At 60.9% G+C, this 22,407-nt stretch carries 22 protein-coding genes and 2 pseudogenes; 11 read left to right on the top strand and 13 right to left on the bottom strand.

What is annotated here, in order from left to right:
- Position 1: 1 nt before the first annotated feature.
- Both EOB80_RS02945 and EOB80_RS02940 read left to right on the top strand, forming a co-directional pair.
- Positions 2-2,272 (top strand): xanthine dehydrogenase family protein molybdopterin-binding subunit, encoded by a 2,271-nt coding sequence (locus tag EOB80_RS02945; protein WP_127326599.1) that lies wholly within the window; start codon positions 2-4, stop codon positions 2,270-2,272.
- Positions 2,260-2,505: a MoaD/ThiS family protein gene (locus EOB80_RS02940; protein ID WP_127326598.1), complete on the top strand. Its 246-nt coding sequence runs from the start codon at positions 2,260-2,262 to the stop codon at positions 2,503-2,505. The genes EOB80_RS02945 and EOB80_RS02940 overlap by 13 nt, the downstream gene beginning before the upstream one ends.
- Positions 2,506-2,540: 35 nt before the next feature.
- Here EOB80_RS02940 and EOB80_RS02935 read toward each other — a convergent pair whose 3' ends face one another.
- From EOB80_RS02935 to EOB80_RS02910, 6 genes and pseudogenes are all read right to left on the bottom strand, one after another.
- The gene (locus EOB80_RS02935; protein WP_127326597.1) at positions 2,541-3,425 is read right to left on the bottom strand and encodes a hypothetical protein; all 885 of its coding nucleotides are present in this window, start codon (positions 3,423-3,425) and stop codon (positions 2,541-2,543) included.
- On the bottom strand, positions 3,425-5,791 hold the full coding sequence (locus tag EOB80_RS02930; RefSeq protein ID WP_127326596.1) for a S8 family peptidase: 2,367 nt from the start codon (positions 5,789-5,791) through the stop codon (positions 3,425-3,427). Before EOB80_RS02930 ends, EOB80_RS02935 begins: the two co-directional genes overlap by 1 nt.
- A 112-nt stretch (positions 5,792-5,903) precedes the next feature.
- Complete coding sequence (locus EOB80_RS02925) at positions 5,904-7,007, bottom strand: AAA family ATPase (protein ID WP_127326595.1); 1,104 nt, start codon at positions 7,005-7,007, stop codon at positions 5,904-5,906.
- A gap of 517 nt (positions 7,008-7,524) precedes the next feature.
- A pseudogene (locus tag EOB80_RS35010) lies at positions 7,525-7,638 on the bottom strand (ABC transporter permease); the annotation flags it as partial.
- A 35-nt stretch (positions 7,639-7,673) separates the two neighbouring features.
- Positions 7,674-7,967 (bottom strand): hypothetical protein, encoded by a 294-nt coding sequence (locus tag EOB80_RS02915; RefSeq protein WP_127326594.1) that lies wholly within the window; start codon positions 7,965-7,967, stop codon positions 7,674-7,676.
- Between the two features lie 63 nt (positions 7,968-8,030).
- Positions 8,031-8,387, bottom strand: coding sequence for a hypothetical protein (locus EOB80_RS02910; protein ID WP_127326593.1), 357 nt, complete (start codon positions 8,385-8,387; stop codon positions 8,031-8,033).
- A gap of 226 nt (positions 8,388-8,613) precedes the next feature.
- On the opposite strand from EOB80_RS02910, the gene EOB80_RS02905 reads away from it, so the two are divergent.
- Positions 8,614-9,054 carry a hypothetical protein gene (locus EOB80_RS02905; protein WP_127267000.1) on the top strand — a complete coding sequence of 147 codons (441 nt, stop codon included), beginning with the start codon at positions 8,614-8,616 and terminating at the stop codon, positions 9,052-9,054.
- Positions 9,055-9,126: 72 nt separating this feature from the next.
- On the opposite strand, the gene EOB80_RS02900 is transcribed toward EOB80_RS02905, so the two are convergent.
- On the bottom strand, positions 9,127-10,749 hold the full coding sequence (locus EOB80_RS02900) for an ABC-F family ATP-binding cassette domain-containing protein (RefSeq protein WP_127267001.1): 1,623 nt from the start codon (positions 10,747-10,749) through the stop codon (positions 9,127-9,129).
- Positions 10,750-11,162: 413 nt separating this feature from the next.
- Here EOB80_RS02900 and EOB80_RS02895 point away from each other — a divergent pair, with 413 nt between their 5' ends.
- Positions 11,163-11,450: a hypothetical protein gene (locus EOB80_RS02895; protein WP_127326633.1), complete on the top strand. Its 288-nt coding sequence runs from the start codon at positions 11,163-11,165 to the stop codon at positions 11,448-11,450.
- A 306-nt stretch (positions 11,451-11,756) separates the two neighbouring features.
- On the opposite strand, the gene EOB80_RS02890 is transcribed toward EOB80_RS02895, so the two are convergent.
- On the bottom strand, positions 11,757-12,356 hold the full coding sequence (locus tag EOB80_RS02890) for a YdeI/OmpD-associated family protein (RefSeq protein ID WP_127326592.1): 600 nt from the start codon (positions 12,354-12,356) through the stop codon (positions 11,757-11,759).
- 250 nt (positions 12,357-12,606) lie between these two features.
- On the opposite strand from EOB80_RS02890, the gene EOB80_RS02885 reads away from it, so the two are divergent.
- Together EOB80_RS02885 and EOB80_RS02880 are read left to right on the top strand one after the other, a co-directional pair.
- A complete protein-coding gene (locus tag EOB80_RS02885) occupies positions 12,607-13,221 on the top strand; it encodes a hypothetical protein (RefSeq protein WP_127317963.1) in 615 nt (204 codons plus the stop codon).
- Between the two features lie 112 nt (positions 13,222-13,333).
- Positions 13,334-13,501, top strand: a pseudogene (locus tag EOB80_RS02880) (SDR family NAD(P)-dependent oxidoreductase); the annotation flags it as partial.
- A 72-nt stretch (positions 13,502-13,573) separates the two neighbouring features.
- On the opposite strand, the gene EOB80_RS02875 reads toward EOB80_RS02880, so the two are convergent.
- Positions 13,574-14,479: a S1C family serine protease gene (locus tag EOB80_RS02875; RefSeq protein WP_127326591.1), complete on the bottom strand. Its 906-nt coding sequence runs from the start codon at positions 14,477-14,479 to the stop codon at positions 13,574-13,576.
- A gap of 194 nt (positions 14,480-14,673) precedes the next feature.
- Here EOB80_RS02875 and yghU point away from each other — a divergent pair, with 194 nt between their 5' ends.
- Positions 14,674-15,540, top strand: coding sequence for a glutathione-dependent disulfide-bond oxidoreductase (gene yghU / locus EOB80_RS02870; protein ID WP_127326590.1), 867 nt, complete (start codon positions 14,674-14,676; stop codon positions 15,538-15,540).
- An 87-nt stretch (positions 15,541-15,627) separates the two neighbouring features.
- Here yghU and EOB80_RS02865 read toward each other — a convergent pair whose 3' ends face one another.
- Positions 15,628-15,930: a DUF1236 domain-containing protein gene (locus tag EOB80_RS02865; protein WP_027035237.1), complete on the bottom strand. Its 303-nt coding sequence runs from the start codon at positions 15,928-15,930 to the stop codon at positions 15,628-15,630.
- A gap of 622 nt (positions 15,931-16,552) precedes the next feature.
- Complete coding sequence (locus EOB80_RS02860) at positions 16,553-16,771, bottom strand: exopolysaccharide production repressor protein (protein WP_245466228.1); 219 nt, start codon at positions 16,769-16,771, stop codon at positions 16,553-16,555.
- Positions 16,772-17,090: 319 nt separating this feature from the next.
- Between EOB80_RS02860 and EOB80_RS02855 the strand changes: the two genes are divergently transcribed.
- From EOB80_RS02855 to EOB80_RS02835, 4 genes are all read left to right on the top strand, one after another.
- A complete protein-coding gene (locus tag EOB80_RS02855) occupies positions 17,091-17,378 on the top strand; it encodes a hypothetical protein (protein ID WP_127317971.1) in 288 nt (95 codons plus the stop codon).
- A 336-nt stretch (positions 17,379-17,714) separates the two neighbouring features.
- Positions 17,715-17,915, top strand: coding sequence for a hypothetical protein (locus EOB80_RS02850; RefSeq protein WP_127317973.1), 201 nt, complete (start codon positions 17,715-17,717; stop codon positions 17,913-17,915).
- 1,237 nt (positions 17,916-19,152) lie between these two features.
- A complete protein-coding gene (locus EOB80_RS02840) occupies positions 19,153-19,452 on the top strand; it encodes a DUF1236 domain-containing protein (RefSeq protein WP_127326587.1) in 300 nt (99 codons plus the stop codon).
- 77 nt (positions 19,453-19,529) lie between these two features.
- Positions 19,530-19,742 (top strand): hypothetical protein, encoded by a 213-nt coding sequence (locus EOB80_RS02835; RefSeq protein WP_127268529.1) that lies wholly within the window; start codon positions 19,530-19,532, stop codon positions 19,740-19,742.
- Positions 19,743-20,043: 301 nt separating this feature from the next.
- Here the strand turns inward: EOB80_RS02835 and EOB80_RS02830 are convergent, their stop codons facing one another.
- Both EOB80_RS02830 and EOB80_RS34425 read right to left on the bottom strand, forming a co-directional pair.
- Positions 20,044-20,595: an isochorismatase family protein gene (locus tag EOB80_RS02830; protein WP_127326586.1), complete on the bottom strand. Its 552-nt coding sequence runs from the start codon at positions 20,593-20,595 to the stop codon at positions 20,044-20,046.
- Between the two features lie 41 nt (positions 20,596-20,636).
- A complete protein-coding gene (locus EOB80_RS34425) occupies positions 20,637-22,253 on the bottom strand; it encodes a WD40 repeat domain-containing protein (protein ID WP_127317983.1) in 1,617 nt (538 codons plus the stop codon).
- Positions 22,254-22,407: the final 154 nt, after the last annotated feature.

The following is a 22,407-nucleotide window of genomic DNA, read 5'->3' as shown; positions in this document are numbered from 1 at the left end:
GATGAATTTCGATCCACGTTTTTCCGGACGTAAATTCGCCTCCGTCGGCACACGTCCGATCCGTCCCGACGGCATCGACAAGGTGACGGGCCGCGCGCGCTACGGCGCCGACTTCAACATGGCCGGCCAACTGGTCGGGCGTGTTCTCAGAAGCCCGCATGCTCACGCCAGGATCGTGAAGATCGACACGTCCAAGGCGGAAAAGCTCGCCGGCGTCAAGGCGGTGATCACCGCGGCCGACCTGCCCGACCTCACCGATGGCGATGCCGCCATGTACGACGTCCTCGACAATTGCATGGCGCGCACGAAAGCGCTCTATGACGGCCACGCGGTGGCCGCGGTCGCCGCGATCGATGCCCGCACCGCCAGGCAGGCGCTGAAGCTCATCGAGGTCGAGTACGAACTGCTGCCGCATGTCACCGATGTCGACGAGGCGGCGAAGCACACGGCGCCCTTGATCAATGATGCCATCTTCACCGAGGGCCTCGAGGAAAAGCCGGTAAAACCCTCCAACGTCACCAAGCGCAGCCAGTTTGGCCATGGCGATGTCCATCAGGGTTTCGGGCAGGCCGACTTTATCGTCGAGCGTTCCTTCAAGACCGAGCAGACGCACCAGGGCTATATCGAGCCGCATGCCTGCGTGGCGAATTTCAGCTCCGACGGCACCGCCGACCTCTGGGTGTGCACGCAAGGCCATTTCGTCTACCGCCAGCACTGCGCCCAGTTGCTTGGCATGGAAGCCTCGAAACTGCGCGTCACCTCCTCGGAGATCGGCGGCGGTTTTGGCGGCAAGACCCATGTCTGGGCCGAGCCGGTGGCGCTGGCGCTGTCGCGCAAGGCCGGACGGCCGGTGAAGCTGGTGATGACCCGCGACGAGGTGTTCCGCGCCTCGGGCCCGACCAGCGCCACCTCGATCGACGTGAAGATCGGCGCCCGCAAGGACGGCACGATCACCGCCGCCGAAGCGACGCTGCGCTACAGCTGCGGCCCGTATGCCGGCTCCTGGGCCGAGATCGGCGCCATGACCGCGTTCGCCTGCTACAAGCTCGATAACGTCAAGACGGTCGGCTACGAGGTGCTGGTCAACCGGCCGAAGACCGCGGCCTATCGCGCGCCCTCGGCGCCGATGGCTGCGTTTGCGGTGGAAAGTGCTGTCGACGAGCTGGCCAAGAAGATCGGCATGGACCCGGTCGACTTCCGCATCAGGAACGCCGCGCAGGAAGGCACAAGGTCCTCCTACGGCCCGGTCTACGGACCGATCGGCATCGGCCCGACGCTGGAGGCGGTGAAGAGCCATCCGCACATGAAGGCGCCGCTCGGCCCGAACCAGGGCCGTGGCATGGCTTGCGGTTTCTGGTTCAATTTCGGCGGCCAGACCTGCACCGACCTCAACATCGGCATGGACGGCTCGGTCTCGCTGGCCGTCGGCACGGTCGATGTCGGTGGTTCGCGCGCGTCGCTGTCGCTGGTGGCGGCGGAGGAACTCGGCATCGACTATAGCCAGGTCAAGGCGATCGTCGCCGACACGTCCAGCCTCGGCTACAACGACATGACGGACGGCAGCCGCGGCACCTTCTCGTCTTCCATGGCGACGATCTCGGCCGCCCGCAATGCGATTCTGATCCTGCGCGAGCGCGCCGCGCAGATGTGGGACATTGCCGTCGACGACGTGATCTGGGAAAAGGGCCACGCGATCGCCAAGGGCGAGAAGCACGGCAATCTCGGCAAGCTGTCGCTGAAGGAGATCGCGGTCGAGTCGGGCAAGACCGGCGGACCGATCGCCGGCCACAGCGAGCTCGTCGCCGATGGTGCCGGCGTCTCCTTCGCCACCCATATCTGCGATATCGAGGTCGATCCCGAGACCGGCGCCACCAGGGTCATCCGCTACACGGTCGTACAGGACGCCGGCAAGGCGGTGCACCCGACCTATGTCGAGGGACAGTACCAGGGGGGTGCCGCGCAAGGCATCGGCTGGGCGCTCAACGAGGAGTATATCTACGGCAAGGACGGGCGGCTGCAGAACGCCGGCTTCCTCGACTACCGCATCCCGGTCTGCTCGGACCTGCCGATGATCGACACGCAGATCCTCGAAATCCCCAACCCCAACCACCCTTACGGGGTGCGCGGCGTCGGCGAGACCTCGATCGTGCCGCCGCTGGCGGCGATCGCCAATGCGGTGTCGAACGCCGCGGGCGTGCGCATGACGCATATCCCGATGTCGCCGCCGCGCATCCTGGCGGCGATCGAGGCGGAACGGGAATGGTCGAAGTAACGCTCTGGGGCTCGCTCGCCGCGAACGCCGGAGGCCAGAGCAAGGTCGAGATCGAGGCCAAGGACATAAGGGAGCTGTTCAGGAAGCTGGCTGAACAGTATCCCGGCCTCGAGCCCTGGATCGACAAAGGCATCGCGGTTGCGATCGACGGGACGATCTATAGGGATACGTGGTCGAAGAAGCTGCCGCAGGGGGCTGAGATTTTTTTACTGCCGCGGCTGGCGGGGGGATGAGCGGATAGCAGCTTGGTACCAAATGCCATACTAAACTATTCGTTAAATGCAGAAATTCCGAATACCATGTAATTGTATTCAATCGATTTTCCATCAGCACGGCGAACTACAAGTTGCGCGCTTGGGTTCCATGCTATTTGACTCCAGTCCCAAGTTTCTGCGTCAGCTTGTACAACTATGTACGACCCCAATCGGAGCCGTGAGGATGTTTGACCGCCGCCGAAATCAAGGCCCAATTTGAAAGAATAGACCTGACAATTTTTGCTTCTATTCGCTACCGATTTGACTAAGCTGCCAGCAAGCCCCACGAATGGTTTTAATGCAGGTTGAGCTGTTGTAAGCAGGGACAGGCCGTTTCGAAAAGTATCGCTTCCAAGAGCCTCCATCAACATTTCATCAACTTTACTTCTGACGTTGATCGTGCGCCCTTCAAAGGCAATGCCATTCTTACCGACAGACACCCCAATAAAAATTGGGGCTCCGCTAATTGCCGCGCTGCTGGAATCGTTTGCATGCGTCGTTAACGCGAAGCGCATCTCCTCCGCTTCGCCGCTGATTTGATTTTTTCCGGTAAACTCGCAGAGTATCTCGTGTGCACCGATACCCGGGAAGCTCTGCACAAACATCTTGTCGAGCGTGATCTTAATACGGCTATCTTTAAGTGAATTGTCGGAAGTCAGTGTCAAGGCTTCTTCAATTGTAATAAGGCTTCCTTTCGCTTCTGGCTTCACAAATCCGAGCAAAATACCAGTATGCGCATACTGGTCGATGCCCAGTATCCTAGCAGCCAAGCCTTGCCCGCTTCCCCCGCGACCAGTAAACCTAGTGGAAGATTCTAAATCGCCTATTAGCGTAAGGTATTCTGCTATCTTAGTGCGGCTCTTGTAGCCGAGTGAATTTCTTTGACTAAACTCGTTCATTATGTGGTCCTCGCACGCTGCCGCACTCTCACCGGTACTGCTGGTGTGATCTTGGCCCGCACCCGCGTTGCTACGTCCGCAAATAGATCCTGACGGACAGGCTGGCCCATTTCTAGGGTGACAGCCAAAGCATACGGGACATTGTCGTTCTCAAATACTGAGAGTGCCGCTCTGGCCTGAACGCCTATGGATATAGCGCCGCTGCCGGCCGATTGGATCAATTTGGTACCTTCTAGGACTATGTGCTGAAGAGTACCGCGACGACCTGCATCTGCCGGAGGCTGGAGAACCGCCCCGACACCATCCCAAAATTTTCGTTTGCCATCGGCATCGACTAAATCGAGCCCGAAACCACGGTAGCGCAATGAGCTGGGATCAACAGGCGAACTCCAGGCAAGGGTCATCACTATGCGACGAACTTCCCTATTGGCTATCATGGCCCTGGGGATCGGAATCGAGTACTGATGTCGTGCGTCGTGCTCGATCATATCGTCAGCCAGCAATGTTATGCGACTGCCTTCCGGCGTCATGACACGGGCGTGGTTTGCTCGTCCGTAGCCAAGAACGCGCGATATGGTTTCCCGTCGACGTTGCCACCGAGCGCTCTCTGACGGTGGGTAAGTTCGGTCCAGAAGGCCGCCGGTGGCGCCCCATGAGCAACCATGGGCCAGAAGTGCCTTTAACACGACGGCTCGCGTAGGCTCTAATGACCAATCCTGCCCGTTTGCTTCAAACGCTTCCTCAATTACATCTGCGATCTGCATTGCGGATCTCGTAACGAGAGCCGCCGCATTGCTCGTTCCAGTGGAACGGCCCTGCTTCGTCGTGTCGCCTCCGAACGGATCTGCAGTGGCACATAAATGCCCTATCGTGGGTATTTCGGCCCCCCACACCGAAACCTTGCCGCCGTCCTCGTCAAAAGACGCCATCTGACGTCCGCCGGACTCGACAATATCGGGTTTTATTGCACGATTAACACCTAGGCCAATACTTGAGCATAAGTTTGGTAATCCCACCATGTCGAATGGATCGACATTCCCGACGGGCGCAGGATTCGCGCCATCTTCGTGTAAAGCACCTACCGTGATCGCGTTCACCGCCTCGGCCGGATTTAGGATACTCCTCATACCCTTTGCTCGTTCTATACTGCGCAGTAAAACAATCTGCCTCTCCACCTCGTCCGCATCAGCAAATTCATCAGAGGTCGAATAAGTGTCAATTTCGAACGGAGCGTGAATGTTGCCAGAACTTACAACGAATAAGAGACGATACTCGTGGCTCAAGTAGTCAAGAAGTTTGGCCCAAGGGCTAGGTCGCCGGGCGAACGCGCCTTCGTGATCACATATCGAGTGATTTAGTATTACGACCCGCTCGCCCAACGGGCCGTCGTCATCGAGTCCGTCGACCAGCGCTATTACAGCGCGGTTGACCATAGCTAAAGGCAGCTTGTCAGGTGGAGTACACTCTTCGTGAAGTCCCTGTGGCGCGGCAAGAATAGGAACTACCTTTAAGGCTCGCGTTAATGCCGGTTCGTTTAACGCAATATCACCATGCAGAATAAGGGAGGCCATCGCCGTTCCATGAAACCTCCGCGTTACAGGAACATCTTGACCAGTTACATCCACTTCTTCAACATCAATGCGGTTGGCAAGCAAATAGTGGTTCTGGATCGGGTAGCCATCAATAAGTGCTGCAATGGCCGGTCGGGCATCGAGCGCAACAGGTCGGGGACGCAGCGGACTTTGGTCGGAAGCGACGTCCCGCTCGATTGAGGTATAGAGAGATTGCGGCCTTACCCGCATTACTGCATCTGCATTTGCAATCGGTCCGGTCCGGTTTTGAAGCGCTCGTGCTTGCGCGCCTGGGACCTCTACCAGCGCTGCCTGATATCTGATGGGCTCGATAGTTGCGAAGTCCAGGAGGCGACCTTCAACGCTTTCGAGTAAAGCTTCAACGTAGGTGCGGGCGTTTTGCCTAAGATCTTTATTTTCGCGAAACCACAGATCTAACTCGACACGAACGGGCCGATCTGGAAACCGTGCGATGCTCCGGTCTACGAAATCTTGTATAGATGGATCTATTCGATCTATCGCTGACCATGTGCGTAGATCAGCGAGATAGCCAAACAACGCCCACCACTCCCTCGCGTCGCTTGGCCTCGGCTCTCCCCTTGCATAACGTTTCCATAACGCTAAGAGGCGCTGAAGCCCTTCAAGCGTTGGCATGGTGACATACAGGAGCGCGGAGCCCCTTGCCTCTTCCTCAAGGATTTCAGAATCCTCGTCGTCCTCGCCGCGGCTGCTATCTTGATCTTCGGTGAGCCATTCCAATCCAAGCGACTTTGCAGCGGCGATGAAATTTGCCACTGGGCCAATCACCTCGAAGACGAGGGCGCGCTCTGGCGTTGCACGTTCCGGCGCGCTTGAGATATCGGCCCCGCCGAGTATCTCATTTACGCCCCTCTCGATTGCGCTAAACTTACTTCCGAGATTCCTGTTCTGCTCTTGAGACGAGATCGCTTTCGGGAAGAACGGCTTCCTTCCCGGAAGCCTTTTGCTTCTTCCAGGTTCGCGATTTATCCGTACGATTGTGTTCCGCGCCACGCTTACTGCCCCCCCCAACCACGCGCCTGCGCTGCCAACTATCGATTGCTTCTTTGAAAGCGCCGGCCGTGGTCAAATTCCCTTTAGATAAAACTGCTTTCCTGCGCGCGTCGAGAGTAATTGCTTCAACCTCAGAAAAAGATTCGCCCTGCAAGAGCTTAGTAAATTCGACGGCAGTCAGCCCAATAGGGCCAAAGGATTTTTCTGTCCGCATAAACCACTCACGCAATTCTGTAGCAGACGGGAGCGGCATTTCAATACGCAACTCGAACCGGCGCCACACTGCGCGGTCGAGAAGTTCAGGATGATTGGTGGCGCAAATCACTACACAGTGCGTAGGAAGTGCATCCATGTGCAGCAATAGAGAGCTTACTACTCGCTTTATCTCACCGGTTTCGTTGGCATCAGCGCGTTCCTTACCAACGCTTTCGAACTCATCGAAAAATAGTACGCATGGAGTTCGGCTGACATAGTCTACAATCTGCTGAAGACGAGATGCTGTTTCACCTAGATAGCTGCCAACCAACCCCTCATAGCGCACTACTAGGAAGGGAAGCGCGAGATCATGAGCCAAAGCTGCAGCCAAGCTAGTCTTACCAGTTCCCGGAGGACCAACCAGCAAGATGCTGTGCCTCGGTTCAAGGGAATGTGAGCGTAACAACGCCGCCTGTGTGAATTCATCCATGAACTCGCGAATGTCATGGCGCACTTCTTTGCTTAACACCAAGTCGTCAGTTGACCTGCGCAAGAATGGCTCATGCAGTAGGGATTGAACGCTTTCTGGCAACATTGGCGACCAACGCTTAGATTCGTCGCGGCGCTCCTCTTCCGACAACGTTGAGCCAATCCTCGAGGCGCGCCCATGCCTCTGCTGCGCGTGAGCTTCTGCTAACAATGCTGTCATCGCATCTCTCAGTCCCGCGCGATCATTCTGATCGCTCGCCCTAGCAAGCCTTCGCACAGGTTGATCCTTACTCATTGTTGCCTCCCGACGAATCTCGGACAGGCCAAGCCGGCACTATCAATCTTTCCATGTCGCTGGCGCCTTCGCTACAAATTTCTTCGGACGGTTACGTCGGCGCCCTTTTGCACCCCATATAGACCGCAAATGCGACTGATAAAGGACCCTGCGGCGAACATTGCCGAAGAGTAGGATGCCTAGGCTGGGTTCACGCGCTCGCTGCGGTGCCTCACGAGGCGCTCGCCCGAATCAGAGCCTTGCGAGCCGCTCCTGCCTCATCAATTGCTTAGTGTTCTCGGGCGGCGGCTCAAGGCGCGCGGCGCAGACTCCGCCTGCGGTTGCGCGGGACAAGATCGACTGCGGATCCACTATCGGGATGGACGGGGCGATTTGTCGCGATACCTAGCCAAGGAATTGCCGAAGGGCGCGCGGAGATTTTCTATTGCCCGGATTGGCTGGGGGATAAGGCGAACAGCCGTATCCCTGCCATCGAAGATCAAGACCTGGCCTGTCGGGCCCAAGAAAACCTCGGCCCCTACCTCTCCTCCACAATCCGCAAATAGGCGGCCGTCACGATCAGCCCGAACAAGATCCGCCTTGCCTCCTCGGGCACTAGCGGGATCGTCAGTAGGGGCGTCAGCACCGGGAGATTCCCCGCCGATCTGACAGGCGCCGCAAGGCGCCTCAGCCCGTGAACGCTTCGAATATGTCCCTGGAGGTCAGCATCGCCTGGCCCTTGAACGAGATCGAGAAATCGCCAAGCTGGTACTGGCCCTGGTCGTTCTTGACCAGAATGTCGCCATCGACCTTGTTGAGGCCACTCTCGATGCCTTTGACGATCCTGTCGACGTAGCGCAGGTTGCTCTTGACGGAGAGGATATCGTTCTTGGCCAGCTGCTGCGCGAGACGTTGGAGCTTCGGGTCGTCGCCGATGCTTTGCAGCCGCGCTTCAACGGCCTCGGGGCTGGTGCGCGCCAACGGCGGCTTTCCATCACTCGCTTCGCAGCCCCGGCACCTTTTGCCCGGAAGGCGCCGCCAAGGCTATGGATACTTCGTTGGACGCACCCCAGGGTTCAAATCGCCCTGCAGTTCCTTCGGCAGCGGCAAGCTTGAGCATTGCAGGTGCACATCCCGCGCGAACAGTTTGCGTTGCTTTTGCTCATGCTCCTTGATGGCTGCGACGAGCCCCATCGAGTATGGACCAAGCAAGACGCCGAAACCCCACCCCGGATGCTCCTTCTCGCGAGCCTGGTAATCGGAAGCCGCCCTGCGTGCCTGCTGGCATGCCGGCGAAGCCCATTTCTGGTCCTGCTGCGAAAGCGACGCCTCATAGTCGACCGGGGAGGTCGCGCACCCAGCCACTGCCGCAGTCAATGCGAGGCAGATTGCGTTTCTCATCCGAAGCCTCTCCTAAGCCTTGTGAAGGGCCTGCATAGACCTCTTCATCGCACAAGGCGATAGCTGCGGTCAGGCGCCCTCCCCACCCTCCGCAACCCCTCGCCCTCTCCCCGGCCTTCCCGCGGCCGGATTCGAACCCTGGACCAAAGCACGGGCGAGACTGTTCAGTTGTAACTTTGATCCCACGCTGCGGCCGGCAAAGCGGCGACATTGAGGAGTTCTCACCATGAAGATTTCATCCGGATTTCGTTCCATCGCAGTTGCCGCGATCGCCACCGCGAGCATCGGCTTTGCCAGCGCCGCGCATGCCGACAGCGGCACGATCCGCTTCGCCGTCTACAAGGCGGCGTTTTTCGTCGGCGGCTCCGGCGGCAAGGGCACCTTCACCTTCCATGGCAAGAGCTACCCGATCTCGATCGGCGCCGTGTCCGGAGGCCTGGCTTTCGGCGTGTCCAAGACATATTTTCGCGGCACGGTTCGCCATATCCGCCGCGCTCGCGACGTGACCGGGGTCTACGGAGCAGCCGGCGGCGGCGGCACGATCGGCAAGGGAGCCCAGGTGATCATCATGACCAATGACAAGGGCGCCCAACTCGAACTCACGGGCAAGCAAGTCGGCCTGCAGGTCAACGCCGACCTCAGCGGCATGGCCATCTCATTCGAGTAAGGCCGTCATTCCAGCCAGACCATATTCATAGGGCGGTGCCGGCTTCGAGCCGACGCCGCCCTTATCATTTACCTAGCTCCTGAGCCCCGGCGCTTCCTGCCCGGTGCGCTCGACATATTCCGTATAGCCGCCGCCATAGGTGTGGATGCCTTCGGGCGTCAGTTCCAGCACGCGGTTGGAAAGTGCTGCCAGAAAATGCCGGTCGTGCGAGACGAACAGCATGGTGCCCTCGTACTGCGAAAGCGCCGTTATCAGCATCTCCTTGGTGGCGATGTCGAGATGGTTGGTCGGCTCGTCCAGCACCAGAAGGTTGGGCGGGTCGAACAGCATCAGCGCCATCACCAGCCGCGCCTTCTCGCCGCCTGACAGCACGCGGCATTTCTTCTCGATCTCGTCGCCGGAAAAACCGAAGCAACCGGCGAGTGCCCGCAGCGGCGCCTGACCGGCCTGCGGAAACGCGTCCTCCAGTGTCTGGAACACGGTGCGCTCGCCTTCCAGCACCTCCATGGCGTGCTGGGCGAAATAACCCATTTTGACACTGGGCCCGCGCGCGACCGTGCCGGTGTCGGGCTCGGACGCGCCGGCGACCAGCTTCAACAGCGTCGACTTGCCGGCGCCGTTGACGCCCATGATGCACCAGCGCTCGCGGCGGCGGACCTGGAAGTCGAGCCCCTCATAGATGGAGCGGCTGCCATAGCCTTTGTGGACGTTCTTCAGCGTGACGACATCTTCGCCGCAGCGCGGCGCCGGCAGGAAATCGAACGAAACCGTCTGGCGCCGCTTGGGCGGCTCGACGCGGTCGATCTTGTCCAGCTTCTTCACCCGGCTCTGCACCTGTGCGGCATGCGAGGCGCGCGCCTTGAAGCGCTCGATGAAGGCGATCTCCTTGGCCAGCATCGCCTGCTGGCGCTCGAACTGTGCCTGCTGCTGCTTGTCGGCGATCGCCCGCTGCTGCTGGTAGAATTCGTAGTTTCCGGAATAGGCGGTCAGCGAACCGGCGTCGATCTCGACCACCTTGTTGACGATGCGGTTCATGAACTCGCGATCGTGCGAGGTCATCAGCAGCGCGCCGTCATAGTTTTTCAGGAAGGATTCCAGCCAGATCAGGCTCTCCAGGTCGAGATGGTTCGATGGCTCATCGAGCAACATGGCGTCGGGCCGCATCAGCAGGATGCGGGCCAGCGCCACGCGCATCTTCCAGCCGCCGGAAAGCTTTCCGACATCGCCGTCCATCATCTCCTGCGAAAAGCCGAGACCGTCCAGCACTTCCCGCGCACGGCCATCCAGCGCATAACCGTCGAGTTCCTCGAAGCGGTGCTGCGCCTCGCCATATTTTTCGATGATTTCGTCCATCTGGTCGGCCTGGTCGGGATCGGCCATGGCCGCCTCGAGGGCTGCCATTTCGGCCGCGACTTCGGACACCGGCCCGGCGCCGTTCATCACTTCGGCGACAGCGCTGTGGCCTTCCATGTCGCCGACATCCTGGCTGAAATAGCCGATGGTGACGCCGCGATCGACCTGCACCTGGCCTTCGTCGGGCTGCTCCTGCCCGGTGATCATGCGAAACAGCGTCGTCTTGCCGGCGCCGTTCGGCCCGACGAGGCCGACCTTCTCGCCCTTCTGCAGGGAGGCCGACGCTTCGATGAAGACAAGCTGACGGCCGTTCTGCTTGCTGATGCTTTCAAGTCTGATCATGCGGTGTCCGGGCTATATGCTTGCGTGAAAGGATTTGCCCGGCGCCTTACGCGAAGGATGGCCGCAAAGAAAGAGGCGCAAGCGCCGCAGACAGCGGAACGCCCTTGCCTTCCCCCCTTGTGGGGGAAGGTGGATCGGCGCGTCAGCGCCGAGACGGATGAGGGGTGTTCCAGCGGAATGAGACGTTGGTGTTCCCTGGAACACCCCTCATCCGACCTCGCTTCGCGAGGCCACCTTCTCCCACAGGGGGAGAAGGGACAACCCCACCCAGACACACTCCAGAAACAAGAATCAACATCCGGGAAAAACTCGCGAAAACATCGCCTGTCATAACCACCCTCGCGGCGGTCAAGCGGGCTGCTGCACAACGCGAAGAAATGGTCCAAAACATGCAACGACGTTCGACCGGATGGATGGGTGCCCTGACAGGCATTTCGCTCGCCATGCTGGCGGTCGCACAGTCGGGGGCGGAAGCAGCGGTCACCCGGAGCGAATATTGCAGCCAGCTCGGTCTTCAACTCGACGGAGCCATCCAGACCAAAGCCAAACCCGGTGCCAGTGCGAGCCAGATCGCCGAGGCAACCGCGCTCCAGGACAAGGCGAACCGGTTTTGTGCCGAGCGCAAGCAGGCCCAAGGCATCAGGACCTACGCCAACGCCCTGAAACTCCTTGGCGTGACGCCGGTCGACTTGAACCAATAGTATCTGCCTTTGAACCATCAAGCACGCCAAGGCTGCTTGATTGCCCCTCCTTCCTGACTTCCTCCCGGGAAAAGGCCGCCACTCGCAAAAGCGATGGCGGCTTTTTTCTTGGCTACGCAATGCCGGAGGAAATGCGCGACAGACACCTGTCAAATCCGTATAAAAACAGATGCTTATAACAATTCGGCGATTCAGATACTGAAGCACTTCATGCGACGCTGAGTGCCGATCGCAATCTGCCCAGGAATCGGGTGGAGGGCCGCATGCGAAACGCATGCCCCTCGCCGCAGAAAGAGCCTGAGCGGCTTACTTCCTGCCTTGCGGATGGATCGTCTCGCCGCGCTTCAGCATGGCCACAAACGTCTCGATCTTCTTCTTGCGCCCGGCCTCGGTCTTCATGTTGTGGGTGCGGATGGCGAGCGCGAAGCGGTTTTGCGCGCTGAGTTTTTCAAGCATCGCCTTGGCGGCGGGTTCCGCGTCTATGGCTGCTTGCAGATCATCGGGGATCTTCATCTGCTTGCCGCTGCCATAGGCGCGCGCCCAGCGCCCGTCCGCCTTGGCCGCCTCGACCTGTTTGAGCCCATGCTCGGTCATGCGGCCCTCCTCGACCAGCCGCGCGACATTGTCGATGTTGATCAGGCTCCAGATGCTCTTCCGGCTGCGCGGCGTGTAGCGCTGCAGGAAACTCTTGTCGTCCAGCCCCTTGCGCACCGCGTCGATCCAGCCGAAGCACAGCACCACGTCGATGGCTTCCTTCGGCGTGATCGACTTCAGTCCCGACCCCACCTTGTGAACCTTGATCCACACTTCGGTTTCCGTGGCGTGGTGCTTGCCGAGCCACGCGTAGAAGCTACCCGCATCCGGAAACTCGTGCACCTTGTCGGGATCGACCTTGACCGGCGCCATTAGCCGGCCTGTTTGTTCAGTGCCGCTCGCGCCACCATAGTTCCTGCTCCCACTGTCGTCTTGCCCCCCGCATTGCGCCCATCGTCATTGCCCGGCATGTGGCACAGATCGCTGTCAGTTTTCGTCAGTTGCGTCACCACAAGCTAAGGAAAGCATCGCCGCGCGACTTCGTCGGGAGAAGAGGGGGCGCGCGATATTCCACCGCCATGCTATAGGACCGCAAGGTGTCAGTCTGGGGGAATATGCCACCATGAAATCTCTGCTGCTCGCTTTTCTATCTTTGCTGTTGCCGAGCCTCGCCCTTGCGGAGCCGATCGAAACCCGGAAAATCGTCACGGCTGTGACTGGCGACTTCAATGGCGACGGCGCCGTCGATCTCGCCATGGTGGTGGAGACCGAGCCCGGCCAGCCGATGGACGTCCACTTCTTCCTCAGGGACAAGGAGCACAATTACCTCAAGCCCGTCGAGATCGTGCACGAGCAGATCCACGGGGAATGGAACGGCTACGACCGGCCGGGCTACGAGAACTCCGACACCGAGCCGGAACTGACGATGCTGCCCAACGGTTCGATCAAATTCTACCTGCCAGCGATGCCGGTCGGCAGCGAACGGACCGACATGACGCTGACCATCGCCTGGCGCAACGGTGCCTTCATCGTCGCCGGCTTCGCCTATAGCCATGATGACTATTTGAAGGAGAATGCCGAAAGCGCCTGCGAGTACAATGTGCTGACCGGCAAAGGCACCAGCAGCGAAAAGCAGCCGGACGGCAGCACCAAGCATAAGACCGTCTCGGTCGAAGGCCAGGCCATCGCTTTCAAGGACTGGAACCCGGGCGCTGCCTTCACCGCTTGCGGCAACTGATCACCCTGCATCATCGGCGCTTCCGATAGCGCTATCGGTTTCTTCCGTTTTCACTTGCCGTACCGAACTGCCAATTCCCTGCCCTTGTCCATCCAAGCAAAGGCAGTGCGCAATGAGCATTTCAAATCAGAAAATCCTGATCGTCGGCGGCGGCTCCGGCATGGGTCTGGCGCTGGCCCGACGCTGCAGTGAGGCTGGGGCCGAGGTGATCATCGCCGGTCGCGGCGAGAACCGGCTGCGACAGGCGCGCGAGGCGCTGGGCAATCCCGCCGGGCTGGAGACCGCGATGGCCGAGCGGCTGCCCGTCGGGCGAATTGGCAACCCGATGACATCGCGGACGCCATCGACGCGTCTACTGCAGCTGCGGCTTTTTCAGAAAACTGCCGCGGTCGGCCGATTTGACGCGCAGCCAGGTTTCGCGGCCGTCGCGCAGCACCCGCATCGGAATCTCGGCCCCCGCCGAGCCGCTTTCCCACAGCTTGCGATAGAAATCGGCCAGCCCGTCGACCGCGCCGTCGCGGATGTCGGAGATGATGTCGCCCTGACGCAGGCCGGCCTTGGCCGCCGGGCCGCCCTCTGTCACGCTCATCACCACCACCCTGCCGTCGCTTTCGGCCGACAGGGCGCCGAGCCACGGGCGCGGCGGCTTGGCCACCTGGCCGCGCGTCAGGAGGTCGTCGAGAATGGGCGGCAACAGATCGATCGGCACCACCATGTTGATGTCGGCCACCTCGCCGTTGCGGCTCATCTGTAGGCGCAGCGAGCCGATGCCGAGCAGCGAGCCGTCGGCGCCGAACAGCCCGGCACCGCCCCAGGACGGGTGCGCGGGCGCAATGAAGATCGCCTCGTCGAGCAGATATTCCCAATAGCCGGCGAATTCCTGCTTGGTGACGATCCTGGCCTGCACCGACTGGCCGATGCCGTCGGCCAGCACGACGGCGTCGCCGACCCTGGCCTTGCCGGCATGGCCCAGCGCCACGGCCGGCAGGCCGAGCGGCGCCAGCGCCTGCACCAGGCCAAAGCCCGATTCCTGGTCATAGGCGAGCGCGTGCGCGGGGATGACGCGGCCGTCATGGCTGGTCAGCCAGACCTCTTCCGCTTCGGTGATGAGATAGCCGATGGTCAGCACCAGCCCGTCATTGCGAATGACGACGCCGCTGCCTTCCCTGAGTGTGCCAAGCGCGCTCGCCGTAAAGGCATCTTCGGGAACAGTGGCCCGCACGGCAACGACCGAGCGCGGATTGGGATTGATGGTCATGCTTTTGTCCTGGGTGGGCTTTGGTGACATCTTCTATAGGTATGCCACGCAGGAGAAGGCGCAAGGGTGAGGAAGTGCCCAATTGCCGATGTCGGCTCCCGGACATCGATAATAGTTCAACGCAAGTTGAACTTACACATCCGCAGCCCTAGTTTATGGCGACCTGCCATCCTTCCCCGACACGAGGCCACGAAATGACCGACTACACACCGCCGAAAGTATGGACCTGGAACAAGCCGAGCGGCGGAGCCTTTGCCAGCATCAACCGGCCGATCGCCGGGCCGACGCATGACAAGGAACTGCCCGTCGGCAAGCATCCGTTGCAGCTCTATTCGCTGGCGACGCCGAACGGCGTCAAGGTCACCGTCATGCTGGAAGAGCTTTTGGCGCGCGGCCACAAGGGCGCCGAATACGATGCCTGGCTGATCCGGATCAACGATGGCGACCAGTTCGGCAGCGGCTTCGTCGAGGTCAATCCCAACTCCAAGATTCCGGCCCTGATGGACCGCGGTGGCACCACACCGGTGCGCATCTTCGAATCCGGTTCGATCCTGGTCTATCTCGCCGAAAAGTTCGGCGAATTCCTGCCGACCGAACAGCCGGCCCGCGCCGAGGTGCTGTCCTGGCTGTTCTGGCAGATGGGCTCGGCGCCGTATCTGGGCGGCGGCTTCGGTCACTTTTATGCGTATGCGCCGGAAAAGTTCGAATATGCCATCGACCGCTTCTCGATGGAGGTGAAACGCCAGATGGATGTGCTCGACCGCCGGCTGGCCGAGACCGAATATCTCGGCGGCAAGGACTATTCCATCGCCGATATGGCGGTGTGGCCCTGGTATGGCGGGCTGGCGCTCGGCCGCATGTACAATGATTCCGCCGAGTTCCTGTCCGTGCAGGAATACAGACATGTGCAACGCTGGGCCAAGGCGATCGACGCACGACCGGCGGTCAAGCGCGGCCGCATGGTCAACCGCGCTTTCGGCGAGCCTGCCATGCAATTGCATGAGCGCCACGACGCCAGCGATTTCGAGACCAAGACACAGGATAGACTGGCCGCCGAATAGGCCATAGCGGGTCGCGGCAAAGGAACCCCGCCACCGACGCGACGTCGGGGCGGGTTTTCCCCAAGGTCCAGTGCAGCGGGAACCCCCTTAGTGCAGCACTTCAACGATCTGGCGGGTCTCCGGATCCACGAGGACCGTCTGGTCATTGATCACGGCGACGCGATATTTGACGTCGGGCACCTCACGCAATTCGACAGTGTCCGGCACCGAGGAGCCGAGCTTGAGTTCGACCCCCAGAAGGTTCACCGAGGCAAGCGGTTCCCTCTTGATGTATTCGCGAACGACTGTCTCCTGCTCCGGCTGGACGACGACGACGCTCTCCGCCAGCGCCGCACCAATGCCGCCCATCAGGACGACTGCGGCCGCCGCGCTTGTAAGATAAAGTTTCATGACCGTCTCCTAGTGACAATTGAATTCCGCCCTCCATAAAAACTCCACCGCTGCCATGCGGTTCCATCGAACTTCAGAATTGAAGATGTTACGTTTTCGGCTCGGATATTAATTTGTTGCTGATCAGACATGCGGCAGACAGCGCGGAAACGCTTGAAAACTTGCACAAATGTGTACGGACATTAGAAGACGAAAAATTCCTGCTGTAGCCGGATTGGCGAAGCACCTGTTGTCGCCGCGTCAAATCAGCCTCGCGTCCCTCTATCTGGACGATGGGAGCACGGAAAAAGGCTCGCCCCGCCGGGAGCAGAGCGAGCCATGACAGTTCCGATGGAGGTGGCAACCTCACCGGTACCGCTAGAGAACGCGAAGCATCATCACTTGTTCCGCCTGACAGCCTGAGCTCCATGCGAAGCTGGTCGCGCATGCGTCATGTTCCCACGACAACGCTGCGCCGAAATCTCCGGCAGGGATATGCTCGGACGCTGTCTCAGTGACCAAACACCTTGCCGTTGGTCGTGATCGCGCTGGTGGCGACGTTCCCCGAATTTGCCCTCGCGCATACCAGCGAGTGGACGGCCTGGTCTGGAACGCCATTCCTGATCGATCCCGGCTACCCGGTTTAAAGCTGGACACCGTCGCGATGCAATGGCGGGAAGGCGTCCACCGGATCCTGGCTCGGCGCGATATCGTGCGCGCGCCTGAAGATCAGCCTCACGATGAGCACGAAGTAACCGACCTGCAGGACAAGCAGCGTCGCTATGGTCCAGGCAAATGCCTCCCAGAAAGAGCCGGTGATCATATAGGTCCACACCGCGACAACGAGAGCCGTGGCTGACATTCCTACGAGAAACTGCCCAAAATACATGGTTTCCCCAAACCGTCGAAACCGCGCCGGTTCCAACCAGTCCCTGCCTCATTCCCGCGGACAACATTCCATTATTTTAGCAAGTTCGCAAGTAACCGGCCGGTCGCCGCTGCGCGCTCTCCATTTGCGCGGCAACTTGGCAGCCGTACGGGCCGCGGCTGCGGTGCTGGCTGGGCTGACGCGCCAGCCGTCGACAATCCCCAGAAGCACCCCCGGTCCTTGCACTTCGAATCCGGAACAAACGCCGGCACGCCGAGTTTCGCCTTCAGTTTTTCAAGCATGGAGACCAAGCATGGCACCGCGCAACAAACCAAACGCCGATATCGAAGATGACGCACCGCAGGCGGACGGGCCGACCATCGAGCAGCAGGATTGGGATGCGATCAAGGGCAGCCAGATCCTGCCAGAGTCCGTGCCGGAAAACGGCGACATGCGTTACGGCATCGAAAAAGACGGCGATCTGCCCGACGAGAACGACGATAACGCGTACCAGGACAGCGACGACGCCCTTCCCGACGATGAGGAAGAAGCCGCGATCACGCGCGATCAGAACCGCGAGGGCCGATTCGACGAGACGTGAGCCATTCGTCGCCCGAGACATGACTGCCTGTTGTTGAACTTGCCAAAGCCACATTTTCCATGCCCGGTTCGCGGGAAAATGTGCTTGGCTGGCTAAGTTTTCCCCCTGGGCTTTATATCAGATTTACCTAAAATAGCGGAACATCCAAGGGACATTATCGGAACTCAACAAGGCCCCTTGGACTTTTGCGCACAACAGATAAGACCTTGGTCCTATAGGAAAAAGCAAAAGCCCGAGTTGACCGATTGAAGCTCCGCCAAGGGAACATCGGGCTGCGCTTGTCGTTTGTCGCGAAAGTTCGGCACCCCTGGTGTGCCATATCTGGAGAACGGCGCGATGCCCCACCGATCCACCATCATCAAGACAGGCCATGGCCCAGGCACGGCGATCGCCGTGCTCATGGTTGGGTTGATGGCGGTGGGCATCGTGTTCCTCGTTCTCGGCAGTTCGCTCTACTTCAACGAGCAGCCTGCGGATCAACGTGCCCTGCCTTCGCCGCCCGCTCGATCGACACACGATAGCAAAGCGGCAAACTGAACGAGCCCGAACCAATTGCCGAGCGATCGCGAGATTGCGGCCGCGCGGGTCCTCCAGGCTTCGTCCAGTGGAGCGGACGGCTTCGGGCGATGTATTGTCCACCGGAGGCTTTTTAGCGCCGCTTGCATTAATATTAGACGTATAGAATATAAGGATGGCCGGCGACCGCCAGAAGTCGGCTGGCCCGGCGTGCCTCCCTTTGCACCTGGCTGCCGGGCCATTTCTCGTCAACGGATGGCATGCGTCGGTGCACCGTTATCTTGACGTCTTCGCTTCTGTCTGGCGCGGATTCACCTTCGCGCCGCCTCGCCATGTGGAACTCCAGCCTCGGCAAACGGCATTCTGCTCGGCAACCGCCGGAAAAATGCGGACGCCGAGCCGATCGCGCTGGTCAAGCCGCTAAGACGTGCTGGCTAGCTGCTAAAACCGAAGGATGACCGAGGGCCCGCGTCTGCGATAGCACCGGACGCGACGGCGACCATGCCGCCAATAACTACGGCAGACCCGTCTCCATCGCCGCCCGTGCCGGCGCCGGCGCCAGCCCCGATCCCAGTCCCGATCCCGATCCCGATCCCAGTCCCGATCCCAGCGTCGATGGTCGACCGGCTGCACCTCCGCATGTGCACCGTCGTCGAAGGCCTCTGTTTGTGACGCCTCTATTTCATCGAGAATGCCGTTTCCGGCGCCTGGAACACCGGCCACTGCTTCGATCGGGCGAATTGCCCCTGCAAGGGCCGCTGCCCCGGCAATGCCAAACATTGCTGTCAAGAAGGATCGCCGATCCATAGTAAACCTCCCAACCTTGCATAAGCTGAACGAAGCGCTCGCTTGCCGAATGAGCAGGCCCGCGCGTGGTGAAGATAGAGGATTCGCCAGCCGCCGAAGCGGCTTGCGAATCCTATCCGCGCAGGAAGGGACGTTGCTGCGCCGATCGACGACATGTCAGCCAAGGACTATTCCCATCACCAGAAAGGTGACGGCCGTCGCGAAAATCGGTGCGAGCAACCAGCGCGCTTGGCCAACACTTTTGTCCATCTGTTTCTCCGAATCCGGGAGACAAACAGTCGTGAACAGAGAGCCGTTCCCGTCGGTAAGACCAATGCGCTCGCGGACCGGACTTAAGTCGCACTTCTCATCCGACCGAAGCCCCAGCGGAGGAACATTTTCATTTGGCTCAAGTTCAGTTGCTCGTCAGCGTTGGACGATCTTGTCATGCTGACTCGCAAGGAGAAACAGTATGAAAATGCACCTAACGGGCGCCGCTGCGGCGCTATTGCTGTTGGCCGGAGTCGGCGCCGTTGCCGCTCAGGACGTTGTCATTCAGCCTGAACAGGACACGGTCATCCGCGAGTATGTGAAGAAGCAGCCCCTCGCTTCGGTCAAGGTTCCCGGTGTGGAACTGAATATTGGTAGCGCGTTGCCGGAAACGGTCGAGCTTCATGAGATCCCCGATGTCCAATACCGCTATGTGGTCGTCGACAACCGCACGGTCCTGGTGGATCCGGGCACCCGCAAGATCATCAAGGTCTACGACTGAATTTCGAACGGTCCCAAACCCGCCGCCAGCCACGGCGGCGGGTCGCACATGTCAGGTTCCAATCAGGACGAGTGAAGATGACAAGCAAAGCTGTGAGATCCCCTGCTTTGGGCGTTCGCCTGGCCGATCTCCAAGCCAGAATGCGCAATGCGCGGGTGACGGATGCCGAAATGAAAACCTTTCAAAAGGTCGCGGCCATCATGGAAGATCGTCATGGCCGGATCGATGCCGACGACCTGATTGCGGCGTCGTTCCTCGCCGATCCGGTGCAGGAGCGACGGACGCCTTGAGGGGCATGCCGACAACCAGCAGACTTTTTGATTCCCCGTACCGGGAAAGCGCGCCGAAAGTCTCAGCCGAATCCGCACTTTTGCTCCGGCCTATTCCGCTTTCGCGGAAGTTTCGAGCGACCTGCGATGTGCAATGTTGCTAATGCGGCGGTACGAGCCGCCCTGGTTGACGCGGGCGCCCGAGCCATCCCAACAATGCGCCCCCCCGTCCGCGTCGACCACGGCAGCCGCCCAGCGCTGTCTTCCCTCGCGAACTCCTCAAGCCGGCCTGCCTGATGCGGCCTGCGGCGACGGTCGGGCTTCAGCCGCCGACAAGCGCCTTTGTGGTCACCAGATTGACGCCGGCCTCCGCGAATTCGCCATTGTGCCTGGTGATGACCTGTTCGGCACTCTCGCTGGCATTGTCCAGCGTGCTGTGCGCATCGGACACCACGATCACGCCGAGCCCTCTGGCGATCGCGCCCTTGACCGACGCGGCCACGCAAAAATCGGTCTGTGCGCCCAAGAGCACGACAGCACCCGCACCTTGCCCGGCCACCCAGTCGCCGAAGGCGGGATTGCTGAATGCATCGCGCACCGATTTGGCAAAGGTCGGCTCGTTCGCCGCCTGGCCGAGCGCGGGCCAAACCGGCCAGCCCGGCTCATCCGGTGCCAACGGATCGCCATCGGGTCCGTCATGCCTGATAAAAGCGACCTTGCGCCCGCCGCGCCGCGCCCAATCGATCACCGCCTTGGTGCGCTCGACAATGCCTGGCGCATCATGGATCGGCGGCTCGTGCACACCGTCGAACATGCCGGTCTGGAGATCGATGACGATGAGCGGCGCGTTGTCCGGGAGGCTGGGAGCTGACATGGTTTTTCATAGCACGGCGGACAATGCGATCAAGGTTCCGTTCACTCCGGCGCGCCGGCAAACAGCACGATGCTGTCGCCGCCGGCGGCCGGCCAATCCCTGATGGTGCGGTCGTTGCCGCCGGTCAGCACCGTGCCATCGGCGGTGAAGGCCACCGCGTAGATCGGGCCGGTCCGGCTATCGAACATCGCGATTTGGTTGCCGGTGTCCATGTCCCACAGCCGTGCCGTGCCGTCGAGCGAGCCGGAGACCAGGCGCTGGCCGTCGGCCGACAGCGCCAATGCGTAGACAGTGCCTTCGTGGCCTTCGAAGCGGCGCGCTTCGCGGCCGCTGTCTAGATCCCAGAGCTTGATCGTGTAATCGCCACTGCCGGTGACCAGATGATGCCCGTCGGCGGTGAACGCGGCGCCATATGTGCCTCGCTCATGCCCGTGCCAACTTCGTAATTGCTTGCCGCTTTCAATGTCCCAAAGTTTCAGTGTGCCGTCTATGCTGCCGCTGAGGGCTTGCCTGCCATCGGGCGAGACGGCGACGGCGCTGACCGACCAGCCGTTCCCGCTCATGGCGTGCAGCACAGCGCCCTTCTTGAGATCCCAGACGATGACATTGCCCGTGTCGTGCCCGCTGATGGCATGTTTGCCGCCCGGGCTGATCGCCAGCTTTCTGACGCCGCCATTGCCGCCCGAGGAGAAGACATGCAGCACCGCACCGTCGGAAAGTTTGCGCTGCACGATCTCGCCGTCGTCGCCGGCCGTCAGCGCGCTGACGCCGTCGGGCATGAACAGCGCCGTGCGGGCCATATCCTTGTGCACGCCGAGAGTACGGATCAGCTGCTTGGCGGCGATGTCCCACAGCTTGATCGTGTGATCGGTGCTGGCGCTCATGATCGAGTGCCCGTCGGGCGCCACCGCCAGCCAGACGACCGAGTCGCGGTGGCCCTCGGGCTGCGTCGGTAGCGGCGGCGGAGCCGGCGGCAATGGCGCCACGATGGGCGGCGGAATGACCGCGACCTCCGGCGGCGCCGGAGGCGCGGGCGCGGTCGGCGGCACTAGCGTTGGCGGGGTCGGTTGCACCAGCGCCGGCGGCGTCAGTGGGACCGGTGCCGCAGGCGGATTGGCGGCCTCCGGCGGCGAAGCAGCTTCTGCTGGTGCAGGCGGTGGGGCTGCCGGCTCTGAGGCCGGCGGCGCGCTGGCGACATCCTGCCCCTTGGGTTCGTTGGCCTTCGGCTCGCCAGGGTTGGGTTCGTCGGCCTTCGGTTCGACGGGCTCGCTGGCTATGTCGCCGCCCTCATGCCAAGGGCCGAACCGGTCGGCGGCCAGTGCGGCGACCACGACCAATGGCAGGACGAGAAAGACTCTGCGCAGGCCGGGCCTGCCAGCGTCCTGCATCTCCGCCGCGCGACCAAACAGCGGCGCGCCCGCTGCTTGGCCCGACCGGTCCGGCAAGAGGCCGGCCCAAAACAGCCCTGCACCAAGCAGGCAGGCGAACGCCGCCACCAGGAACCCCGCCAGCCGTAACGAGGCTGGATCCATCGGCGGGCCTGAAAAGCCGCGCCAGAGGAAAGCCTCGCCGATTGCCGGCCAATAGATCCGCGCCAGGCAGCCTACGGCGACAACGACCAGGGCAAGCGCGAGCAATCTGTCGGCACCCTTGTTCATTGAAACCCCCCGGGCGTTGTTGCGGCCCTCACCATGTGACGGTTGCCCCGCATGTCGACGTCGAGACTATCAGCCGCAAGCTCGTGTCGCCAAGAGCCCGTGTGGACGCCCGGCTTGGTTGACACATCTTGCGTATCTGCCATTCTCGCGTAGG

Source organism: Mesorhizobium sp. M7A.F.Ca.MR.245.00.0.0 (assembly GCF_003997415.1).
Classification (GTDB): Bacteria; Pseudomonadota; Alphaproteobacteria; order Rhizobiales; family Rhizobiaceae; genus Mesorhizobium.
The sequence above is the reverse complement of the archived record's forward strand: the minus strand, read 5'-3'. Positions and strand labels throughout refer to the sequence as shown.